This is a genomic window from Micromonospora arborensis (assembly GCF_003205615.1).
Lineage (GTDB): Bacteria > Actinomycetota > Actinomycetes > Mycobacteriales > Micromonosporaceae > Micromonospora > Micromonospora arborensis.
Map to the genome: position 1 here is coordinate 114,215 of NZ_PYBV01000001.1, position 21,879 is coordinate 136,093.

Consider the following 21,879-nt stretch of genomic DNA (forward strand, 5'->3'; position numbering starts at 1 on the left):
GCGGCCTGCTGCTCCCACTGGGCGTAGGCGTCGGGGTAGGCGGAGACCTGGACGGTCTGCGCGGCCTGGGTCAGGGGCATGTCCTGCCACCCGTCGACCTGCTTGAGGCCGGTGAGGAACGCGGTCGTCGAGTACTCAGGGTTGGTGATCTGCTCCGGCGTACCCCAACCGCTGGACGGGCGTTGCTGGAACAGGCCGAGCGAGTCGTGGTCGTTCATGTCGCCGAGGTGGCCCAGGTTCTCCAGCTTCGACTCCTGCAGGCTCGTCGCGATCGAGATGACCGCGGCCCGCTCGGGGAGGCCGGCCTTCTTCGTGGCGGCGATGATCGCCTTGGCGTTGCCAACCTGCTCATCGTCGAGGGTGATGCGGGACTGGTCGCCCTGGGTGCCGTGCGGGATCAGCTTGGCGGTGTCCGGCTTGTCGGCCTGCACCGCGACGGCGGCGGGCTTGGCGTCTACGACCGGGTTGGCGTGCGCGGCGATCGGACCGGCGAACATACCACCGGCGAACGCGAGACCAGCAACAGACAGCACACTCTTACGCATGATCGTGTTCATGGGGGTAGCTCCTTCGGGGGTAGGAACACCCGCACCGATCGGGGGTCGGCGCAGGGTGTGAGCACCTCGTCCGGCGCTGCACAAACAAAAGGGGAAGTCTTCGGGTCGGCGGCCTACAAACGCGGGGCTCGTGGCGCCGGGGGTGGCGGCCTACAAGCGCGAGGGCTCGTGGCGCCGGGGGTGGCGGTCGAGCGGGGGGCTTGTGGCGCCGGGTCTGTGTGTAACGACCGGGGGGCCGGGGTCATTCCGGGTCGCGGCTACGGTCACCGGGTCCGGATGTAACGGCCCCGGGGGCCGGGGCCATTCCCCGGTGGCGGCTACGGGCGCAGGGCTCGTGGCGCCGGGTCCAGGTGTAACGACCCGGGGGCCGGGGTCATTCCGGGGGCGGCCCATCCATCGGCACCCTCGTGGAGGCGGTAGCCGGGTGGTCGTTCGTGGGACTACAACGACCGGGCGAGGGCCGGCATTCCAACCCCGGGTCGCGGGGTGGTCGGGCCGTGGTCCTGCGATCGTCAGTGTGTGTAACGACCCCGCCCCGGCCATGATTCCGGGCCACGGGTGCGGCGGGTCACAGGGTCGAAATGCCCCATAACGGACGCAGCGGGCTATAGCGTGCGACTGCCCAGCAGCCCCCTCACCAAGGTCCACTCCAGATCGCCGACACTGGGGTATCCCGGTGACGTGATGCCGCAACATCGCCGACGTCGTGTCGATCAGTCGCGGATGCGGCTCACACCCCTCCCCCGACATCGGCCCCGACGCAGCGCTTCGCTGATCTAGCAGTTTGTGCTGCCCCATACCACTCGAAAAGCCGCAAATCGGCAACCGAAACTGCAAGATCCGCGGGGGGACTGGAGCGCGGGCGGCGCGAGGGCGTATTCCGGGGATCCGGGGGGCGATAAAAGCCTAGGATCGGGTCAAAAGCCTAGAGGAGGTCGGCATGACCGCAGCGTTGGAGATGCCCCGAGTCCAGGAATGTGTGGTCGCCGCGTGCGCGTACAACCAGTCGGGTGACTGCCACGCCTTCGCGATCACGATCGGCAGCATGGATCACGCGCACTGCCACACCTTCGTCGAGTCACCCGTCCGGGGCGGGGTGGACGGGCTGGTCGCCCAGGTGGGTGCCTGCCAGCGCTCCGACTGTCGGCACAACGAGCAGTTGGAGTGCCACGCGTCGTCGATCAAGGTCGGCCCGGACAACGATCTGGCCGACTGCATGACCTACTCCGGCCGCTGACCCACCGGCCGCTGAGCCACCGGCCGCCGATCCGCCGGCCGCTGACCCGCGGGATCAGGGCAGGTCGTTGGCGCTCCGGATGACCGTCACCAGGTCGTCGATGATGCCGGTGAGGGCGAAGTCCTTCGGGGTGAAGACCCGGGCCACCCCGGCCGCCCGGAGCGTGTCCGCGTCACCGGCGGGGATGATGCCGCCCACCACCACCGGCAGGTCCGCCCGGCCGGCGGCACGCAGCCCGTCGAGCACCGCGGGCACCGCGGCCAGGTGCGAACCGGAGAGCACCGACAGCCCGACCAGGTCGACGTCCTCCTCGACGGCGGCGGCGACAATCTGCCCCGCGGTCAGCCGGATGCCCTGGTAGACGACCTCGAATCCGGCGTCGCGAGCGCGTACCGCGATCTGCTCCGCGCCGTTGGAGTGCCCGTCCAGGCCGGGTTTGCCGACCAGCAGCCGCAGCCGGCCGCTGCCCAGCTCGCGGGCGGTGGCGGCGACCCGCTCGCGGACGGCGGCGAGACCCGGGTCGCCGCCGCTGCCGGCGGCGCCGGCCAGCCCCGTCGGCGCCCGGTACTCGCCGAAGACCTGGCGCAGCGCGCCGGCCCACTCACCGGTGGTCACCCCGGCCCGCACGCACTCCAGGGTGGCCGGCATCAGGTTGGTGGTGGTCGCGGCGTCCGCGCGCAGCCGGGCCAGTGCCGCGTCGGCGGCGGCCGGGTCCCGTTCGGCCCGCCAGCGGCGTACGCCGTCAGCGGCGGCGGCCTCGACCGCGGGATCGACCTGCTCGACGGCTTCCGCACCGGCGATGGTCAGCGGGGAGGGTTCGGTCTCGGGGTACCGGTTGACCCCGACCACCACGTCGGCGCCGGACTCCATCCGACGACGGCGCTCGGCCAGCGAGCCGACGAGCGCGCTCTTGAGGTACCCGCCCTCCACGGCGCTGACCACACCGCCCAGCTCCAGCACCGTGTCCAGCTCGACCCGGGCACCGCTGACGATCTCGTCGACCAGCGCGGTCATCACGTGCGAGCCGGCGAAGAGGTCGGGATATTCGAGCAGGTCCGACTCGTACGCCAGGACCTGCTGCATCCGCAGCGACCACTGCTGGTCCCAGGGGCGGGGCAGGCCGAGCGCCTCGTTCCAGGCGGGCAACTGCACCGCGCGGGCCCGGGCGTCGCGGGACATCGTCACTCCGAGCATCTCCAGCACGATGCGCTGGATGTTGTTCTCCGGCTGCGCCTCGGTGAGACCGAGCGAGTTGACCTGCACGCCGTAGCGGAACCGCCGCTGCCTGGCCTCGGTGACCGCGTACCGGTCCCGGGTGATCTCGTCCCAGAGCACGCCGAACGCGCGCATCTTGGCGATCTCCTCGACGAAGCGCACACCCGCGTTGACGAAGAACGAGATCCGCTGCACCACGTCACCCATCCGCTCGGCCGGCACCTGGCCGGAGTCGCGGACCGCGTCGAGCACGGCGACGGCGGTGGCCAGTGCGAAGCCGACCTCCTGCACGGGCGTGGCGCCGGCCTCCTGGAGGTGGTACGAGCAGATGTTGACGGGGTTCCACTTCGGCATCGTCGTCAGCGTGTGGGCGATGACGTCGGCGGTGAGCCGCAGCGACGCGGCCGGCGGGAAGATGTACGTCCCCCGGGACAGGTATTCCTTGATGATGTCGTTCTGCGTCGTCCCGGAGAGCATGTCGGCGGTCCAGCCCTGCTCCATGGCGACCGTGCCGTAGAGGGAGAGCAGCCACATCGCCGGGGCGTTGATCGTCATCGAGGTGTTCATCTCGGCGAGCGGGAGGCCATCGAAGAGCGCCCGCATGTCGCCGAGGTGGGCCACCGGCACGCCGACCCGGCCGACCTCACCGGCCGCCAGCTCGTGGTCCGGGTCGTACCCGGTCTGGGTGGGCAGGTCGAAGGCGACCGAGAGGCCGGTCTGCCCCTTTGCCAGGTTGCGCCGGAAGAGGGCGTTGGTCGCGGTGGCCGACGAGTGGCCGGCGTAGGTGCGCATCACCCACGGGCGGTCCCGCTCCGGCAGACGCCCCGAAGATGCCGTCTCATCCATGGCTGGAGCTTAAGTTACCGTTCAGTAAAACGGGCTGTGGAAAACCACACAGGTAGATGTCGGAGACGTCCGGGCGTGAAGTGCCCGCAGTGGTGCACATCGCCATACCCCGGGGCACCGGGACGGCCAGGTCAGGGCGCACACTGGACGGCATGGATGACGAGCTGGCCATCTCCGTCCGAGGGCTGCGCAAGGCGTACGGCGACAACGTCGCGGTGGCGGGCGTGGATCTCGACGTCCGCCGCGGTGAGGTGTTCGCCCTGCTCGGCCCGAACGGCGCCGGCAAGACCACCACGGTGGAGATCCTGGAGGGTTACCGGCGCCGGGACGCCGGCGAGGTCAGCGTGCTCGGCACCGACCCGGCCCAGCCGGACGCCGACTGGCGCTCCCGCGTCGGCATCGTGCTCCAGGGCACCGGCGAGTTCGACGAGCTGACCGTGGCCGAGGTGATCCGACACTTCTCCGGCTTCTACCCCGACGCGGACGACCCGGACAAGGTGATCGAGCGGGTCGGGCTGGCCGGCAAGGCGAAGGCCCGTACGCACACCCTCTCCGGCGGGCAGAAGCGCCGCCTGGACGTGGCGCTGGGCATCATCGGCCGCCCCGAACTGCTCTTCCTCGACGAGCCGACCACCGGCTTCGACCCGGAGGCCCGCCGCGAGTTCTGGGAGCTGATCAGCGACCTCGCCGCCGCCGGCACCACCATCGTGCTGACCACCCACTACCTGGACGAGGCCGAGGCGCTCGCCGACCGGGTCGGTGTGATCGCCGATGGCCGGCTGGTCGAGGTGGCCGCCCCGAATCGGCTGGGCAATCGGCAGGAGGCGCTCGCGACAGTCTCCTGGCGTACCCCGGACGGGACGCTGGAGAGTGCGCAGAGCGCGACGCCGACGGCCCTGGTGGCCGACCTGGCCGCGCGCTACGGCGGCGAGGTCCCCGGGCTCACCGTGACCCGGCCGACCCTGGAGGACGTCTACCTCACGATGATCGGACACGCGCGATGACGACCACGACGAAGCCGGCGAGGCCGGCCGCCGCGAGCCGCGGCCGCCGGCCGGCCGCAGGCGCGCTCGCCCTGCGCCAGGGCCGGCTGGAGATCACCCAGTTCCTGCGCAGCCGGGAGTCCGTGGTCTTCACGATGGGCTTCCCCATCATCATGATCCTGATCTTCGCGTCGATCTTCGGCGGCACGATCGGTGGCGGGGTCAAGTTCACCCAATACTTCATCACCGGCATGATCGCGACCGGCCTGATGACGGTGAGCTTCCAGAACCTCGGCATCTGGATCCCGATCGAACGAGACCGGGGCGTGCTCAAACGCTACCGGGGCACGCCGATGCCGAAGTGGGTCTGGTTCGCCGGCAAGGTGATCATGGTGGTGGCGATCGGCATCGCCGAGACCGCGCTGCTGCTGGCCGTCGCGGTGGCGCTGTTCGACCTCGACCTGCCGGGTACGGCCGGGAAGTGGCTCACCTTCGGCTGGGTCGCCGTGCTCGGGGTGACCGCGTGCACGCTGTGCGGCATCGCGATCTCGTCGCTGGCCCGCACCGCCCGCAGCGGCTCGGCGGTGGTCACCCCGGTCGCTCTGGTGCTCCAGTTCATCTCCGGGGTGTTCTTCGTCTTCACCGACCTGCCCACCTGGATGCAGCAGGTCGCGGCGCTGTTCCCGCTCAAGTGGATGTGCCAGGGGCTGCGGTCGGTCTTCCTGCCCGAGAGCTTCGGCGCTCAGGAGCCGGGCGGCTCGTTCGAGCTGGGCCGGGTCGCGCTGGTGCTGGCCCTGTGGTGCGTGATCGGTGTGGTGCTCTGCCTGACCACCTTCCGGTGGACGACCAAGCGCGACGGCTGAGCGGTCGACCGGGGCGGGCAGCCGCCCCGGTCGCCGTGACTCAGTAGGTGTAGAAACCCTTGCCGGTCTTGCGGCCCAGGTCGCCAGCGGTGACCATCCGCTGGAGCAGCTCCGGCGGGAAGAACTTCTCGTCGGCCGTGTCGGTGTAGATGTTCTTCGAGGCGTGCAGCAGCACGTCCACGCCGGTCAGGTCGGTGGTGGCCAGCGGGCCCATCGCGTGCCCGAAGCCCAGACGGCAGGCCGTGTCCAGGTCCTCCGCGGACACCACACCGGACTCGACCAGCTTGACCGCCTCCATCACCAGGGCGGAGATCAACCGGGTCGTGACGAAACCGGCGATGTCCCGGTTGACCACCACCACCGTCTTGCCGATCTCCTCGGCGAAGGCTCGCGCGGTGTCCAGCGTGGCGTCGCTGGTCTTGTAGCCACGGACCAGCTCGCAGAGCTGCATCATCGGCACCGGGGAGAAGAAGTGGGTGCCGACGACCGCCTCGGGTCGCTCGGTCACCGCGGCGATCTGGGTGACCGGGATGGCCGAGGTGTTGGTGGCGAGCACCGCGTCCGACTTGCAGATCTTGTCCAGTGCGCGGAACACCTCGTGCTTGATCTCCAGCCGCTCGAAGACCGCCTCGACCACGATGTCCGCGTCCGCCGCCGCCTCCAGATCGGTGGTCGGGGTGATCCGGGCGAGGGTCGCCTCGACCTCGGACGCCTCGATCTTGCCCTTCTCGGCGAACTTCTCCAGGGACTTCCGAATGCCGCCGAGCCCTCGGGTGGTGGCCGCGTCGTCCAGGTCACGCAGCGTCACCTGCCAGCCCGCCTGCGCCGCCACCTGGGCGATGCCGGAGCCCATCAACCCCGCCCCGACGACCGCGAGTCGACCCGCCATCTGCTTCTCCCTCGCTGCGATTGAGTGCCTCACTGCACCCTAGTCGGCGAGCCTGAACGATGACTAAGCGCTCCACACGAAAGGATGTCGGGCGCTCACCGGCGCACCAGAGCGGCAACGCCGCGCCGGCCGGATCACCAGACCCCATGATCAGCGCGGCCACCACCGGACGCCCACGTCGTCCACGTCGTCCACGCCGTCCACGCCGTCCACGCCGTCCACGCCGTCCACGCCGTCCACGCGGCCGTCGAGCGGCGCCGCCACGGAGCAGGTGGACCGGAGAGCTGGCCTCAGATCTCCAGCGACGGTTCCTCCGGCGTGGTGCCCCGCTCGACCGCCACCCCGAGTGCGCGCAGGTCCGCCACGAAGTCCGGGTAGCCCCGGTCGACGTGGTGCACGTGGGAGACCTCGGTGACCCCGTGCGCGCACAACCCGGCGATGATCAGCCCCGCCCCGGCACGGATGTCGGTCGCCTGGACCGGGGCACCGGAGAGTCGATCCCGCCCACGGACCACCGCGTGGTGCCCATCGGTCTTGATGTCCGCGCCGAGCCGCATCATCTCGTTGGCGAACATGAACCGGCCGTCGAAGATGTTCTCGGTGATCAGGGAGGCACCGTCGCTGACCGCGGCCAGACCGATCGCCATCGGCAGCAGGTCGGTGGCGAAGCCGGGATACGGCAGCGTCACCACGTCCACCGCCCGGGGCCGGTCGTCCATCCGTACCCGAAAACCGTCCCCCCGGGTCTCCACCAGGCCGCCGGCCGCCACCACCTTGTCCAGCGCCACCTCCAGAAACGCCGGGTCCAACCCCGTCACCGTCACGTCCCCCCGGGTCATCGCCGCGCCGAACGCCCAGGTGCCGGCGACGATTCGGTCCCCCACCGTGGCGTGCCGCACCGGGCGCAGACCGGGCACCCCGGTGATCCGCAGCGTGGACGTGCCCGCGCCGGAAATCCGAGCCCCCATCTGGTTGAGCATCGTGCAGATGTCGACGATCTCCGGCTCCCGGGCCGCGTTGTCGATCGTCGTGACACCCTGGGCCAGCACCGCCGCCATCACCAGGTTCTCGGTCGCACCGACGCTGGGGAAGTCCAGCACGATGTCCGCGCCGTGCAGCCCGTGCGGGGCAGAGGCGATGACGAAACCGTGCTCACCGGAGATCTCCGCGCCCATCCGGGTCAGCCCGGAGACGTGCATGTCCAACCCACGTGACCCGATGGCGTCGCCGCCGGGATGGGCCACCCGCACGTACCCCCGGCGGGCCAACAGCGGGCCGAGCACACAGATCGACGCGCGCAACCGCCGGACCAGGTCGTAGTCGGCCTCCGCGCCAGGCTGCTCGGGCACGTCGATGGTCACCGAACGGGACCGGGCCACGCCCCCGCGGGCAACCATCGGGTCGACCGGGTCGTCCGCGTCGAACTGGACGTCGCAGCCCAGCCGGCGCAGCACCTCCCCCATGATCGCGATGTCGGTGATCCGCGGGACGTTCGTGATCACAGTGCGGCCCGGTGCGAGCAGCGCGGCGGCCATCAGCTTCAACGCCGAGTTCTTGGCGCCGACCACGTGCACGGTGCCGGCCAGTCGGGCGTCACCGTCGACCCGGATGACGTCCACATCGTTGACCGCCGGATCGCCGGCGTCGCCGGGACCCACCACCACCGGCCAACTGGCGGTGCTGTCCGGCCGCACCGGGATCGTCAGGTCGGGAATCCGTAGGCTGTGCGTCATGGCCGTCCACCTCACGCGCATCTACACCAAGGCCGGCGATGCCGGCATGACCAGGCTGAGCAACAACGAACAGGTGCCGAAGACCGATCCACGGATCGCCGCGTACGCGGATGTCGACGAGTGCAACGCGGCGATCGGCGTCGCGCTCGCCCTGGGCGGGCTCGACGAGGAACTGCGGGGCGTACTGGGGTCGGTGCAGAACGATCTGTTCGACGTCGGAGCCGACCTGTCCACTCCCGTCGAGCCGGAGCCGAAGTACCCGCCGCTCCGGGTGACCGAGGAGTACGTCGAGCGTCTGGAGGGCTGGTGCGACGAGTACAACGCACGCCTGACCAAGCTCAACTCCTTCATCCTCCCCGGCGGCACCGCGGGCGCGGCGCTGCTGCACGTGGCAAGGACCACTGCCCGGCGTGCGGAACGAGCGGCGTGGGCGCTGGTCAGCCACGATCCCGAACGGACCAGCCCGCTCCCGGCAAAGTATCTCAACCGGCTCTCCGATCTGCTCTTTATCCTGTCAAGAACGGCAAATCCGGCGGGAGATGTGCTATGGGTGCCGGGCGGCAAGCGCTGACCGTCGGCGCTCTGCACCACGTCAAGGTGTGCGTTCCCGATCTGGCCGCTGCCACGCGTAGTTGGGGTTGACTCCTAGGCGGCAGGCACCCTGAAGCGCGACCACCGAAAGGCGGCCCGGTCCTGCGCATGATCGACTCCATATCGCCGATGTGGCGGTGTCCGGCCGCTCGGATACCGCAACATCGCCGACCCCGTGTCGATCAAGCGCCCCGCCACCGAGAGGGCAAAACCGGCGCCCGGAGACGCCGCAATGTCGGTGATCTTGGCGTTGAGGTCGCAGAACCGCCCCCGGGAGAGACAAAACCGGCCCCGGGAGACACAAACCGACCGCAATCCGATAACGGCACACCTGAGAGAACCGCGCCGGAACGACGCACAGCACCCAACGAGGGCCCAGCCGCCAACCAGCGACGGCTAAGGCAGCCGGCACGGGACTGGCAAAGGCAGCCGGCAAAGGACCGGCTCAGGCAGCCGGCCAGTCCTGGGAGGCCACACGCGGCGAGACCGCCCCCGGAGGGGCGGCCTCGAGCCAGGAGAGGAAACCGGTCACGGTCGACCGCGCCATGGCGATCTCCACCGGTGCGTGGTGACTGGTACAGCGGAGGATCACCCAGTCGGCCGGCATGGAGAGCCGTTCCTGGCCCTCCGGCAGCCGGCGGCGCTCGACCGCGAGCCCCTTGCGGGAGAGCACCCGCTTGGGCCGGATCGCGAAGCTGAACATCCGGTACCAGCGCAGCTCGTCACCGGCGAACCGGCCGAAGCCGGGCGACCAGCCACGGCCGTCGAGCACGGTGGTGACTCGGACGCTCAGCCGGATGATGCCACCGCTGCGGGTGACCAGAGCTCGCCGGACGAAGAGGGTGAGAAGCGCGCCGAGGATGACGACGACGCCGACTCCGACTCCTTCGACGATCTCCATCCCCGGTGTGGCTCAGCGACTCTGCGCGGAGACCGGGGTTGCGCTCTCGGCAAGCACGATGACGCCGTTGGCGCTCACCGAGAGGAAGCCGCCGGCCACCTCGTAGGAGATCTGCTCACCGCCAGCCAGCTTGATCCGGACCTGGCCGGGCTCTGCGAGCTGGCCGAGCAGCGGCGCGTGCCCCGGCAGGACACCAAGCTCGCCTTCGGTCGTCCGCGCGACGACCATCTCGGCGTCACCGGACCAGACCTTCTCCTCGACGGCGACGAGCTCGACGTGAAGCTGCTGTGCCACGCTGTCTCCTTGCTGCGGCGATGGATTGCCGAAAGTCTAGCCTGACGCGTACGCGCTCCCAACGCGGGTGGGGAGAACCGCGTCACGACTACTTGGTCTTGTTGACGAATTCCGGATGCTCCAGCAGGAACGCGTCGAGCTGTTCGTTGTGCAGGGCGGTGAAGAAGTCCGGAACCCCCGGCGCGAACTGCTCACCCAGGTAGGCGCCCCTGCTGTTCTTGAGCTCACCACCGGAGAGTTTGATCATCTGGATGGTGTTGGGGCGGATGTCCTTCAGGGCGAGCCCGAAGTCGACCACGCTGCTGCCCCGACCGTTGAAGATCAGCGACTGGCCTGCGGCGCGGAGCACCTTGTCCAGCTTGAGCGGGTTGGCCACCACGTCCGCGCTGAACGCCTGGCCGACCATGGCCTTGACGAACTGCTGCTGGTGGCGCTGCCGGCCGTAGTCGGAGTCCGGAACACCGTTCTTCGGGTAACGCTGCCGGACGTAGTCCAGCGCCTGCCACCCGCTGAGGTGTTGGTTGCCCTTCTTGTAGACCGCCTGCGGGCCGACGTAGCCCTCGCCGTACGTCTTGCCCGGCCGCGGCTTGCCGTCCGGCTGCTTGTGCTCGGACTTCACTTCCCGTTCGACGTACATGTCGACGCCACCCATGGCGTCGACGATCTTCTGGAAGCCGGTGAAGTTGATGATCGCGCCGGCGTCGAACCGCTTGATGCCCGTCACGTTCTGCACCGTGGTGGCCAGCAACTCGAAGCCCCGCGCCGCGTCGGGGTTGGCTCCCGGCACCTTGCTGCCGAACGACATGGCTGCGTTGATCTTCGTGGTCTCGCCGGGGAAGTTGGCCTTCTTGAACGCCGGGATGTCGACGTAGAGGTCGCGGGGCACCGAGAAGAGGTAGGCCCGGTCCATCGACGCCGGCACGTGCAGCACCATGATCGAGTCAGCGAGCGGCGCCGCCGTCGGGGTACGCGGGTCGATGCCGACCAGCAGGATGTTGAGCGGGCCCTTGATGTCGCTCTTCTTCTCCTTGGCGCCCGCCGCCTGATCGCCGAACAGGTCAGCCTTGCCGACCGCACCCTCGTACCGGGCCATGAGCGCCTCGGTGCCGACAAGCACCGCCCCGCTGAGCACGGTCAGCACGGTGCCGAACACCGTGCAGAGCCTCGCCCAACGCGGCACGCCCCGCCAGATGGACGACTTGCGGCCACGCTTGCCGGCCTTACCCACGAGCAGCTCCGTTCGTCACGCCCACAGGGAGGAAGACGGGCGCACGTCGTCGAAAGGTTGCAAAGATCAACGCTCGTTCAGGTGAACGCGCGGAACGACCGTATCTCGGGTGGCTCGGCACTGACGACCGCGAGTAACGGACCGCGACGATGATAGGGCCTGAAGATGAACAAAAGACTGCCCCGGCATTGCCGGGGCAGTCTCTTTGTTTCGGTTCGAGTCAGGCCGTCAGGCCTTCATCAGCTCCGCAGCCTTGGCCTCGAGGTCCTCGAGACCGCCGCACATGAAGAACGCCTGCTCGGGGAAGTGATCGTACTCACCCTCGCTGATCTTGCGGAACGCCTCGATGGTCTCCTTGATCGGGACCGTCGAACCCGGCACGCCGGTGAACTGCTCCGCCGCGTAGGTGTTCTGTGACAGGAAGCGCTCGATCCGCCGGGCCCGGGCCACGGTGATCTTGTCTTCCTCGGAGAGCTCCTCGATACCGAGGATGGCGATGATGTCCTGCAGGTCCTTGTAGCGCTGCAGGATCCGCTTCACCTCGGTGGCGACCTGGAAGTGCTCCTGGCCGACGAACTCCGGGGCGAGGATCCGGGACGAGGACGCCAGCGGGTCCACGGCCGGGTAGATGCCCTTGTCGGAGATCGACCGCTCCAGGTTGGTGGTCGCGTCCAGGTGGGCGAACGTGGTGGCCGGGGCGGGGTCGGTGTAGTCGTCCGCCGGCACGTAGATCGCCTGCATCGAGGTGATGGCCTGGCCCCGGACGGAGGTGATCCGCTCCTGGAGCTCGCCCATCTCGTCGGCCAGGGTCGGCTGGTAACCCACGGCGCTCGGCATACGGCCGAGCAGGGTGGAGACCTCCGAGCCGGCCTGGGTGAAGCGGAAGATGTTGTCGATGAAGAGCAGCACCTCCTGCTTCTTCACGTCGCGGAAGTACTCCGCCATGGTCAGCGCCGACAGGGCGACGCGCAGCCGGGTGCCCGGCGGCTCGTCCATCTGGCCGTAGACCAGCGCGGTCTTGTCGATGACGCCGGACTCGGTCATCTCGGCGATGAGGTCGTTGCCCTCACGGGTGCGCTCACCCACGCCGGCGAACACCGAGGTACCACCGAAGTTGCGGGCCACTCGGGTGATCATCTCCTGGATGAGCACCGTCTTGCCCACACCCGCGCCGCCGAACAGGCCGATCTTGCCGCCCTTGACGTACGGGGCGAGCAGGTCGATGACCTTGATGCCGGTCTCCAGCATCTCCGTCTTCGGCTCCAGGTCCGCGAAGGCCGGGGCCTTGCGGTGGATACCCCAGCGGGCATCCGGGGTCAGGGTCTCGCCCTCCTTGAGGTTGAGCACCTCACCGATGGCGTTGAACACGTGGCCCTTGACCGCGTCGCCCACCGGCACGCTGATCGGCTCGCCCAGGTCGCGCACCGTCGCCCCGCGAACCAGACCGTCGGTCGGCTGCATCGAGATGGCACGGACCAGGTTGTCGCCCAGGTGCTGGGCAACCTCCAGGGTCAGCGTCTTCTCACCACCGGACAGGTTCACGTCGACGTTCAGGGCGTTGAACAGGGCCGGCATGGCGTCGCGCGGGAACTCGGCGTCGACGACCGGGCCGATGACCCGGACCACGCGACCCGTGGCCGTCTTGGTCTCTACTGGTGCAGTCATCACACTTCACTTCCCGACGCGGCCAGCGCGTTGGCGCCGCCGACGATCTCGCTGATCTCCTGGGTGATCCCGGCCTGCCGGGCCGAGTTCATCTCACGCGTGTACTTCTCGATCATCTCTTCGGCGTTGTCGGTGGCGCTCTTCATCGCCCGCCGACGTGCCGCCGACTCACTCGCCGCCGACTCGATCAACGCCGCGTAGATCCGCGTGTTGATGTACCTCGGCAGGAGCGCGTCGAGCAGCGCCTCCGCCTCCGGCTCGAACTCGTACGCCGGCAGCAGCCCCTCGGAGCGCGGCCGGTCCTCCACCTGCATCGGACCGATCACCTTGGTGACCGGGTTCTGCGTCATCAGCGAGTGGAACTCGGTGTAGACGATGTGCAACTCGTCGACGCCGAGCACCCCGTCGGCTCCGGCGTTGCCGTCGGTGTCGTCCGCACCGGCCGTGAACGCCTTGATCAGCGTCTCACCGACGGTACGGGCGTCCTCGAACGACGGCTGCTCGCTGAAGCCGGTCCAGTTCGCCTCCATCGGCCGGTTGCGGAACCGGTAGAACCCGACGCCCTTACGCCCGATCACGTAGAGCACCGGCTCCTTGCCGTCCGCCTTGAGCCGTGCGATCAGCGACTCCGCCATCCTGATCGCGTTGGAGCTGTAGCCGCCGGCCAGACCACGGTCACTGGTGACCAGCAGGACGCCCGCCCGCCGCACCCGCTCGCGCGGGGTGAGCAGCGGGTGGTCGATCCGCGCGTTGGACGCCAGCGCCGTGAGCACACCGGTGATGGCCTGGGCGTAGGGCAGGGACGCCTGCACCCGGGCCTGAGCCTTGGCGATCCGGCTCGTCGCCACGAGCTCCATCGCCTTGGTGATCTTCTTCATCGACTTCGCCGAGCGGATCCGTTGACGAAGAACGCGTACCTGGGCGGCCATCAGATCAGCTCTCGGCCGGGCGGTCGGTCGCGCTGTCGCGGAAGCGGGTCACCGTCTCGCGGTTCTCGTCACCCTCCAGCGGCTCGGCCGGGGCGTCGTTGACCTGACGCTCGTCGGCCTTGCCGAGGAAGACCTGCTTGAACTCGGTGACCGCGGCGTCCAGCGAGCCGACGATGTCGTCGCCCCACTGGTTGTCGGCGATCCCGGCCAGCACGCCCTGGTGCTTGTGCCGCAGGTACTGGAGGAACTCCGCCTCGAAGCGACGAACGTCGCCTACCGGAATGTCGTCCAGCTTGCCCTCGACACCGGCCCAGACCGAGACGACCTCCTCCTGCACCGGGAACGGCGAGTAGTTCGGCTGCTTGAGCAGCTCCACCAGGCGGGAACCGCGGTTCAGCTGGTTCTGGGAGGCCCGGTCCAGGTCCGAGGCGAAGGCGGCGAACGCCTCCAGCTCGCGGTACTGCGCGAGGTTGAGCCGCAGCGAACCGGCGACCTTGCGCATCGGCTTCACCTGCGCGGCGCCACCGACCCGGGAGACCGAGGTGCCGACGTTGATCGCCGGACGGACGCCCTGGTTGAACAGGTCCGTCTCCAGGAAGATCTGGCCGTCGGTGATCGAGATGACGTTGGTCGGGATGAAGGCCGAGATGTCGTTGGCCTTCGTCTCGATGATCGGCAGACCGGTCATCGAGCCGCCACCCAGCTCGTCGGAGAGCTTCGCGCAACGCTCCAGCAGGCGGGAGTGCAGGTAGAAGACGTCACCCGGGTACGCCTCACGGCCCGGCGGGCGACGCAGCAGCAGCGACACGGCCCGGTACGCCTCGGCCTGCTTGCTCAGGTCGTCGAAGACGATCAGGACGTGCTTGCCGCCGTACATCCAGTGCTGCCCGATGGACGAGCCGGTGTACGGGGCGAGGTACTTGAAGCCGGCCGGGTCGGACGCCGGGGAGGCCACGATGGTCGTGTACTCCATCGCGCCGGCCTCTTCCAGCTGGCCCTTGATCGAGGCGATCGTGGAGGCCTTCTGGCCGATGGCGACGTAGATGCAGCGGACCTGCTTCTTCGGGTCGCCGGTGCGCCAGTTGTCCCGCTGGTTGAGGATCGCGTCCAGGGCGACAGTGGTCTTACCGGTCTTGCGGTCACCGATGATCAGCTGCCGCTGGCCCCGACCGATCGGCGTCATCGCGTCGATCGCCTTGATGCCGGTCTGCAGCGGCTCGAACACCGACTGGCGGGACATCACGTTCGGAGCCTGCAGCTCCAGCTCGCGGAAGCCCTCGTTGGCGATGTCACCGAGCCCGTCGATCGGCTGGCCGAGCGCGTCGACCACACGGCCGAGGAAGGCGTCGCCGACCGGAACGGAGAGAACCCGCTCGGTGCGCTTGACGCGCTGCCCCTCCTCCAACTTGGCGGAGTCACCGAGAACGACGACACCGATCTCCCGGACGTCGAGGTTCAACGCCACGCCGAGCGTGCCGTCCTCGAACTCCAGGAGCTCGTTGGTCATGGTCGAGGGCAGGCCCTCGACGTGGGCGATACCGTCACCGGTGTCGGCGACGGTGCCGACCTCCTCGCGGGAGACGTCGGACGAGTAGGAAGAGACGTAGCGCTCCAGGGCGCCGCGGATCTCCTCCGTCGAGATGGTCAGCTCGGCCATCCTCTGCTTCCTTAAAATTCAGGGGCCCGGGATACCTAGTACCGACCGGTCCGAATGGCGTCTGTCAATCCGGGCGCTGCACGGCAGGACCGCCGCAACGCTGGGCGGCGGGAGCCGCTCAGCCGTTGGACGGCGAAGCTGTTCAGCGCTTCGCGAGCGCGTTGCGGGTCTCGTTGAGGCGGCGCAGGATGGTGCCGTCGTACAGGTCGGAGCCGACCCGCACGCTCACGCCACCCAGGACGTGGGGGTCGACCGTCTGCTTGACGGAGACCTCTCGACCGTATATCGCGGTGAGGCTCGCACCCAGCCGGCGCTCGTCGGAGTCACTCAACGGTGCCGCGACGGTCACGTACGCCACCTGCCGGTCACGTCGATCGGCGGCGAGCTCCACCAGCCGGGTGAGCGCGCCGGTGAAGGAGCGCCCTCCGAAGCCGCCAAGCGCCACCTCGACGAGGCGGACGGTGACCGGGCGAGCCTTGGCGGCGAGCAGCTCGCGGGCCAGCGTGGCCCGCTGCTCGACCGGGGCGACCGGGTCGGCCAGCGTGTTGCTCAGCGCCGACTGACCGGCCACGACCTGACCGAAGCGGAACAGCTCGTCCTCGACCTCGCCCAGCTCGCCAGCGGTGTCGGCGCTGGCGAGCAGCGCCTCCACGCCGAGGCGCTCGGCGCCGTCGAGCAACTCCGACGGTGCCGACCAGCGGCCGGACACCAGCACCACGAGCAGGTCGAGCGCGTCGGAGCCGATCCGTCCGCCCAGCATGTCGCCGAGCAGGGCACCGCGGTCCGCGCCGGAACGAGCCGGCTCGGACAGTGCCCGGCGCAGCCGCGGCTCACGCCGCAGCAGGGCCGCCACGGAGAGGATGGCGTCGGCGGTGGAGGTCACCGCCGACGGCTCCGCGCCGCGGACGTACGCGTCGAGGCGCTCGGCCGCGACCTTGTACGACTCCCGGCTGGCGGCCTGCATCAGCGGGCCCCCGTGCTCTCGAGATCGCTCAGGAACCGGTCGACGGTGCCCTTGCGACGTGCCTCGTCGGCCAGCGACTCGCCAACGATCTTGCTGGCCAGGTCCACCGCGATCGTGCCGACCTCCGCGCGCAGCTCGCGCACGATGGTGGCCCGCTCGGCGGCGAGCGCGTCCTTGCCAGCCTGGATGACCCGGTCGGACTCTTCTCGCGCCTTGGCGAGGATGTCCTGGCGGATGCCCTCGGCGTCGGCCCGCGCGTCGTCACGGATCTTGGCGGCGTCGGTCCGGGCCTCAGCGAGCTGGGCACGGTACTGCTCGAGCAGCTGGTTCGCCTCGGCCTGAGCGGCCTCGGCGCGCTTGATGCCGCCCTCGATCGCGTCGACCCGAGCCTGGAACGTCTGCTCCATGCGCGGGAAGACGAACTTCATCAGCACGAAGCAGAGCACGGCGAAGGCGACCGTGCCAACCACGATCTCCTGCCAGATCGGAATGATCGGGTTGTGGTCTGACTCACCACCCTCGGCGGCGAGGAGGAACAACATGGGTGACCTCCCGGTCGGAAGGGGCGGGATCAGCCGGCCCAGATGAAGCCGAAGGCGATGCCGAACAGCGCGAGCGCCTCGATGACGGCGAAGCCGATCCAGACGTACGGCAGGGTCATGCGCGACGACTCGGGCTGCCGGGCGGTCGACTGGATGTAGGCGGCGAAGACCAGGCCAACGCCGATGCCCGGGCCGATGGCCGCGAGGCCGTAGCCGATGGCGGCGGTGCTGCCCTCTACCGCGGCGACGTAATCCATTAGTGGTTCCTCCTGGTTATCACGCGTGACTCTCACGCGGGACGACAACGGGTTGGTGCGTGGATCAGTGCTCTTCGGCGAGCGCGCCCTGGATGTAGCTGGCGCTCAGTACCGTGAAGACGTAAGCCTGCAGGACGATGACCAGCGCCTCGAGAAGGGTCAGCGCCACGGTCATCACCCAGGAGACCACCGAGACCGGCGCCAGCCAGGCGTTGGCGTTGAGCATCGCGAAGCCGCCGAGCGTGAAGACCAGCAGGAGCATGTGGCCGGCGAACATGTTCGCGAAGAGACGAACGGCCAGCGAGAACGGCCGGATGATGAAGGTCGAGAACGCCTCGATCGGGATCAGCAGCGGCAGGATGTACCACGGTGCCGGCGGGATCAGAGCGTGCTTGAAGTATTTGCCGAAGCCGTGGTGCCGGATGCCGATGTAGTTGAACAGCACGTAGCTGATCACCGCGAGGATCGCCGGGAAGGCGATGTGCGAGTTCGGCGAGATCTGGAAGAACGGGATGATCGCGAACGAGTTCGTCAGCAGCACGAAGCAGAAGAGCGTCGTGAAGTAGGGAGCGAACCGCACACCCTGGTGCCCGATCATGTCGACCGAGATGTTGTTGCGCACGAAGCCGTAGATCGACTCGGCGAGCCACTGCTTCTTGGTCGGCACCAACTGCGGCTTCCGGTAGGTCGCCAGGAAGAAGATGATCAGGACGCCGACCGCGATCCAGACCATCAACGTGAACTTGGTGAACCAGGGAGCGTTCTCCGCGCCCCAGGGCAGGATGGCGGGCAGGTAGAAGTCGTCCACACTGGGTGGGAATGCCGCCTGGCCTGCTGCCAGAACGTTCGCCTGTCCGAACACCGTGTCCCTTCCTAAGTAGGCGTGCCGAGTCGGCGGATGACCAGGATGACTCCCCCGGCCATGCCGAGCACGACGCCGATCCCGGTGGCGACGCCACCGGTATCGAGCCACTGGTCGACCAGCCAGCCGATGAAACCCCACACGAGCATGCCTCCGACGAGGTAGCTGAGCGCGGTCCAACCCTGACCGGCGCCGGACGGATAGTCGTCCGGTTCACCGGCGGGACGGGGGGTTTGGTCATCAGCCATGACGGGGCGAACGATATCAGCCGGGGAGACGAGGCTGTGCCTCACCCCCCGCACAACCGTCGTTGTGTGGGCTTCTCGTGGGCGCCGTCGTCTGTGGGCACGGTACTCCCCTTCCGCCCGTCGGAAAATGACCGGAGGCCGACACGTTTCCGCGCGTCCGATAGTTGGGACGACGGGCCGATCGGCAGGTCAGCTGCCCGATCGACGAGCGTGCACCGTGGTCAGCCACCAGAGGTGCACCGCAGTCCACACTGCCACCCCGGCGACGATGCCGAGGCAGAGCGGGATCAACCCGGGCCAACCGGTCGACGCCACCGCCACCAGCACCCCACCCAGCAGGCTGAACTTCAGCACGTACAGGCCCAGCCCGAGCGGCAGCAGCAACTGCGGATTGACCTGGTCGGCCCGGGCCAGCACCACCGTGGTCAGCGTGTAGCTGAGCACCGTGACGCCCACGCCGGCCGCCGCGCCGAGCGCGGCCGTCGCGCCGCCGGTCGCCGCGCCCACCACCGCGGCGACCACGGCCAGCGCCGCCGACGCCGCCAGCAACACCGGCAGGTGCCGCAACCGCCAACGCCGGTCGGCGCCGGGCTCGACCACCCCGGGCTCAGCCACGGGGGTACGCCGGAAACGCCGCGACCAGCTCGGCCACCTCGGCACCGACCCGGGTCAGCTCGTCGGCGCCGCCCGGCGCTCCGGGATCGGTGCGCACCGCGCGGGCGATAAGCGTGGCCACCTGCCGCAACTCCCCCTCCCGCATCCCCTGGGTGGTGACGCTCGGGGTGCCCACCCGCAGACCGGAGGCCACCATCGGCGGCTGCGGGTCGTACGGGATGGCGTTCTTGTTCAGGGTGATCGACGCGGCGTCGCAGCGTCGTTCGGCCTCGGCGCCGGTCACCCCCAGCTCCCGCAGGTCGATCAGGGCAAGGTGGGTGTCGGTGCCACCGGACACTGGGCGCATCCCCTCGTCGGCCAGCCCGGCGGCGAGCGCCTGGGCGTTGCTGACCACCTGCCTGGTGTAGGTCTGAAATTCGGGCTGGGCGGCCTCGCGCAGCGCGACCGCCTTGGCCGCGACCGCGTGCATCAGCGGGCCGCCCTGAGTGAACGGGAAGACCGCCTTGTCGATCCGCTGGGCCAGCGACTCACGGCAGAGGATCATGCCGCCGCGCGGGCCGCGCAGCACCTTGTGCGTGGTGGCGCAGACGACGTCCGCGTACGGCACCGGGGACGGGATCGCCCGGCCGGCGACCAGGCCGATGAAGTGCGCCGCGTCCACCATCAGGTACGCGCCGACCTCATCGGCGATCTCCCGGAACCGGGCGAAGTCGATCAGCCGGGGGTACGCGGTGGCGCCACAAATGATCAGCTTGGGGCGGTGCGCCCGAGCCAGGTCGCGTACCTCGTCGTAGTCGATCAACTCGGTGTCCGGGCGGACCGGGTAACCGACCGGATGGAACCACTTGCCGGAGAAGTTCACCCGGCTGCCGTGGGTGAGGTGCCCACCGTGCGGCAGATCCATCGCCAACACCGTATCTCCCGGCTGCACCAGCGCGGCGTACGCGGCCAGGTTGGCGCTCGCTCCGGAGTGCGGCTGGAGGTTGGCGTGCTCGGCGCCGAAGAGTTCCTTGGCCCGGGCGATGCCGATCTCCTCGGCCCGGTCCACCTCGGCGCAGCCGCCGTAGTACCGCCGGCCCGGGTAGCCCTCGGCGTACTTGTTGGTCAGCGTCGAACCGAGCGCGGCCAGCACCGCCGGCGAGGTCAGGTTTTCGCTGGCGATGAGCTGCAGGCCACCCCGCAACCGGTCCAGCTCGCCGAGGACGACCCCGGCGATCTCCGGGTCGGTGGCCCTGAGCTGCGCGAAATCCGGCCCCCAGAAGGTGCTCGTCTCGGTCTCCACAGCGAACGAGTCTAGGGGGCCGCACACTGGGACCTGTGAGATGCCTCGTCACCGGAGCCACCGGATACATCGGCGGGCGGCTGACGCCGCTGCTGCTCGCCGAGGGGCACACCGTTCGCTGCCTGGCCCGCAAGGCGGTGCGGCTGCGCGACGTGCCCTGGGCCTCGGCGGCCGAGATCGTCGAGGGCGACCTGAGCCGACCGGAGACGCTGCCCGCCGCCTTCGCCGACGTGGACGTCGCGTACTTCCTGGTGCATTCACTGGGCCGGCCCGACTTCGAGGCGGCCGACCGGACGGCGGCGACCAACTTCGCGGCGGCGGCCCGCGCGGCCGGCGTACGCCGGCTCGTCTACCTGGGCGGTCCGCTGCCGGCGACCGACGCGGTCCCCTCGCCGCACCTGCGCTCCCGGGCCGAGGTGGGGCGGATCCTCCTGGCCAGCGGGGTGCCCACGGCGGTGCTCCGGGCCGCAGTGATCATCGGTTCCGGTTCGGCGTCGTTCGAGATGCTGCGGTACCTGACCGAGCGCCTGCCCGCCATGATCACGCCGCGTTGGGTCCGCAACCGGATCCAGCCGATCGCCGTCCGCGACGTGCTGAGCTACCTGGTCGGCTGCACCGCGCTGCCGTCGGACGTCAACCGGGGCTTCGACATCGGCGGGCCGGACGTGCTCACCTTCCGCGAGATGATGCAGCGCTACGCCCGGGTGGCCGGGCTGCACCGGCGGATCATCGTGCCGGTCCGGGCGCTCACCCCGTCGCTCTCCTCGCACTGGGTCGGCCTGATCACCCCGGTACCGAACGCGATCGCCCGCCCGCTGGTGGAGAGCCTGATCCAGGAGGCGGTCGCGCACGAACACGACATCGCCCGGTACGTACCCGACCCGCGGGGCGGGCTGACCGGCTTCGACGACGCGGTGGCGCTGGCGCTGGCCAAGGTCCGGGACGCCCAGGTGGAGACCCGCTGGTCGAACGCGAGCGGCCCGGACGCGCCCGCCGAGCCGCTGCCCACCGACCCGGTGTGGTCCGGTGGCACCGCCTACACCGACGTCCGGGAACGGGCGGTGGACGCCTCGCCGACGGCGCTCTGGCGAATCATCGAGGGCGTCGGCGGCGAACACGGCTGGTACTCGTTCCCGCTCGCCTGGTCGATCCGTGGCTGGCTGGACCGCCTGGTCGGCGGGGTCGGGCTGCGCCGGGGCCGACGCGACCCGCACCACCTCCAGGTCGGCGAGGCGCTGGACTTCTGGCGGGTCGAGGAGATCATTCCCGGTGAGCTGCTGCGCCTGCGCGCCGAGATGCGACTGCCCGGCCGGGCCTGGCTGGAGATGCGGGCACTGCCGGCCGACGACGGCCGCAGCCGCTACCAGCAACGCGCGGTCTTCCTGCCCCGGGGCCTGCCGGGGCACGCCTACTGGAAGTCGGTGGCCCCGTTCCACACGGTGGTCTTCGGCGGAATGGCCCGCAACATCGCCCGCAACGCCGAACAAACCCCCTAACCCCGCCCCCGTCCCCCGTCCCCCG

Annotated in this window: 22 protein-coding genes; 5 read left to right on the forward strand and 17 right to left on the reverse strand. The window is 69.6% G+C overall.

Going from position 1 to position 21,879, the window contains the following annotated elements:
- Nucleotides 1–557: hypothetical protein (locus tag C7C45_RS00545; RefSeq protein WP_110561716.1), on the reverse strand; the 557-nt coding region annotated here is incomplete at its 3' end.
- Between the two features lie 940 nt (nt 558–1,497).
- Between C7C45_RS00545 and C7C45_RS00550 the strand changes: the two genes are divergently transcribed.
- Entirely contained in the window at nt 1,498–1,794 is a 297-nt protein-coding gene (locus C7C45_RS00550; RefSeq protein ID WP_110561607.1) for a DUF1540 domain-containing protein, read from the forward strand.
- 54 nt (nt 1,795–1,848) lie between these two features.
- Here the strand turns inward: C7C45_RS00550 and C7C45_RS00555 are convergent, their stop codons facing one another.
- Nucleotides 1,849–3,855 carry a protein meaA gene (locus C7C45_RS00555; protein WP_110561608.1) on the reverse strand — a complete coding sequence of 669 codons (2,007 nt, stop codon included), beginning with the start codon at nt 3,853–3,855 and terminating at the stop codon, nt 1,849–1,851.
- A 152-nt stretch (nt 3,856–4,007) separates the two neighbouring features.
- On the opposite strand from C7C45_RS00555, the gene C7C45_RS00560 reads away from it, so the two are divergent.
- Both C7C45_RS00560 and C7C45_RS00565 read left to right on the forward strand, forming a co-directional pair.
- Entirely contained in the window at nt 4,008–4,859 is an 852-nt protein-coding gene (locus tag C7C45_RS00560) for an ABC transporter ATP-binding protein (RefSeq protein WP_110561609.1), read from the forward strand.
- Entirely contained in the window at nt 4,856–5,701 is an 846-nt protein-coding gene (locus tag C7C45_RS00565; protein ID WP_110561610.1) for an ABC transporter permease, read from the forward strand. The genes C7C45_RS00560 and C7C45_RS00565 overlap by 4 nt, the downstream gene beginning before the upstream one ends.
- 40 nt (nt 5,702–5,741) lie before the next feature.
- On the opposite strand, the gene C7C45_RS00570 is transcribed toward C7C45_RS00565, so the two are convergent.
- Nucleotides 5,742–6,590: a 3-hydroxyacyl-CoA dehydrogenase family protein gene (locus C7C45_RS00570; RefSeq protein WP_110561611.1), complete on the reverse strand. Its 849-nt coding sequence runs from the start codon at nt 6,588–6,590 to the stop codon at nt 5,742–5,744.
- A 290-nt stretch (nt 6,591–6,880) separates the two neighbouring features.
- The gene (gene murA, locus C7C45_RS00575; protein ID WP_110561612.1) at nt 6,881–8,323 is read right to left on the reverse strand and encodes a UDP-N-acetylglucosamine 1-carboxyvinyltransferase; all 1,443 of its coding nucleotides are present in this window, start codon (nt 8,321–8,323) and stop codon (nt 6,881–6,883) included.
- Between murA and C7C45_RS00580 the strand changes: the two genes are divergently transcribed.
- Nucleotides 8,322–8,894, forward strand: a complete 573-nt coding sequence (locus C7C45_RS00580) for a cob(I)yrinic acid a,c-diamide adenosyltransferase (protein WP_110561613.1) — start codon at nt 8,322–8,324, stop codon at nt 8,892–8,894. The genes murA and C7C45_RS00580 overlap by 2 nt on opposite strands.
- A 465-nt stretch (nt 8,895–9,359) precedes the next feature.
- Here C7C45_RS00580 and C7C45_RS00590 read toward each other — a convergent pair whose 3' ends face one another.
- From C7C45_RS00590 to C7C45_RS00650, 13 genes are all read right to left on the reverse strand, one after another.
- The gene (locus C7C45_RS00590; protein ID WP_110561614.1) at nt 9,360–9,815 is read right to left on the reverse strand and encodes a DUF2550 domain-containing protein; all 456 of its coding nucleotides are present in this window, start codon (nt 9,813–9,815) and stop codon (nt 9,360–9,362) included.
- Nucleotides 9,816–9,827: 12 nt separating this feature from the next.
- Nucleotides 9,828–10,109, reverse strand: coding sequence for a F0F1 ATP synthase subunit epsilon (locus C7C45_RS00595; RefSeq protein WP_110561615.1), 282 nt, complete (start codon nt 10,107–10,109; stop codon nt 9,828–9,830).
- Nucleotides 10,110–10,197: 88 nt separating this feature from the next.
- Nucleotides 10,198–11,343 (reverse strand): LCP family protein, encoded by a 1,146-nt coding sequence (locus C7C45_RS00600; RefSeq protein ID WP_110561616.1) that lies wholly within the window; start codon nt 11,341–11,343, stop codon nt 10,198–10,200.
- A gap of 222 nt (nt 11,344–11,565) precedes the next feature.
- Nucleotides 11,566–13,002 carry a F0F1 ATP synthase subunit beta gene (gene atpD / locus C7C45_RS00605; RefSeq protein ID WP_110561617.1) on the reverse strand — a complete coding sequence of 479 codons (1,437 nt, stop codon included), beginning with the start codon at nt 13,000–13,002 and terminating at the stop codon, nt 11,566–11,568.
- Nucleotides 13,002–13,931 (reverse strand): F0F1 ATP synthase subunit gamma, encoded by a 930-nt coding sequence (locus tag C7C45_RS00610; RefSeq protein WP_110561618.1) that lies wholly within the window; start codon nt 13,929–13,931, stop codon nt 13,002–13,004. The genes atpD and C7C45_RS00610 overlap by 1 nt, the downstream gene beginning before the upstream one ends.
- Nucleotides 13,932–13,935: 4 nt before the next feature.
- On the reverse strand, nt 13,936–15,588 hold the full coding sequence (gene atpA / locus C7C45_RS00615) for a F0F1 ATP synthase subunit alpha (protein ID WP_110561619.1): 1,653 nt from the start codon (nt 15,586–15,588) through the stop codon (nt 13,936–13,938).
- Nucleotides 15,589–15,730: 142 nt separating this feature from the next.
- Nucleotides 15,731–16,552 carry a F0F1 ATP synthase subunit delta gene (locus tag C7C45_RS00620; protein ID WP_110561620.1) on the reverse strand — a complete coding sequence of 274 codons (822 nt, stop codon included), beginning with the start codon at nt 16,550–16,552 and terminating at the stop codon, nt 15,731–15,733.
- On the reverse strand, nt 16,552–17,091 hold the full coding sequence (locus C7C45_RS00625) for a F0F1 ATP synthase subunit B (RefSeq protein WP_110561717.1): 540 nt from the start codon (nt 17,089–17,091) through the stop codon (nt 16,552–16,554). Before C7C45_RS00625 ends, C7C45_RS00620 begins: the two co-directional genes overlap by 1 nt.
- A 32-nt stretch (nt 17,092–17,123) precedes the next feature.
- A complete protein-coding gene (locus C7C45_RS00630; RefSeq protein ID WP_074314047.1) occupies nt 17,124–17,351 on the reverse strand; it encodes an ATP synthase F0 subunit C in 228 nt (75 codons plus the stop codon).
- Nucleotides 17,352–17,415: 64 nt separating this feature from the next.
- Entirely contained in the window at nt 17,416–18,213 is a 798-nt protein-coding gene (gene atpB, locus C7C45_RS00635; RefSeq protein ID WP_110561621.1) for a F0F1 ATP synthase subunit A, read from the reverse strand.
- 11 nt (nt 18,214–18,224) lie between these two features.
- Nucleotides 18,225–18,461 (reverse strand): AtpZ/AtpI family protein, encoded by a 237-nt coding sequence (locus C7C45_RS00640; RefSeq protein WP_110561622.1) that lies wholly within the window; start codon nt 18,459–18,461, stop codon nt 18,225–18,227.
- Nucleotides 18,462–18,650: 189 nt separating this feature from the next.
- Complete coding sequence (locus tag C7C45_RS00645) at nt 18,651–19,076, reverse strand: hypothetical protein (protein WP_110561623.1); 426 nt, start codon at nt 19,074–19,076, stop codon at nt 18,651–18,653.
- On the reverse strand, nt 19,069–20,358 hold the full coding sequence (locus tag C7C45_RS00650; RefSeq protein ID WP_208641020.1) for a serine hydroxymethyltransferase: 1,290 nt from the start codon (nt 20,356–20,358) through the stop codon (nt 19,069–19,071). Before C7C45_RS00650 ends, C7C45_RS00645 begins: the two co-directional genes overlap by 8 nt.
- 35 nt (nt 20,359–20,393) lie before the next feature.
- Here C7C45_RS00650 and C7C45_RS00655 point away from each other — a divergent pair, with 35 nt between their 5' ends.
- Nucleotides 20,394–21,854 (forward strand): SDR family oxidoreductase, encoded by a 1,461-nt coding sequence (locus C7C45_RS00655; protein ID WP_110561625.1) that lies wholly within the window; start codon nt 20,394–20,396, stop codon nt 21,852–21,854.
- Nucleotides 21,855–21,879: the final 25 nt, after the last annotated feature.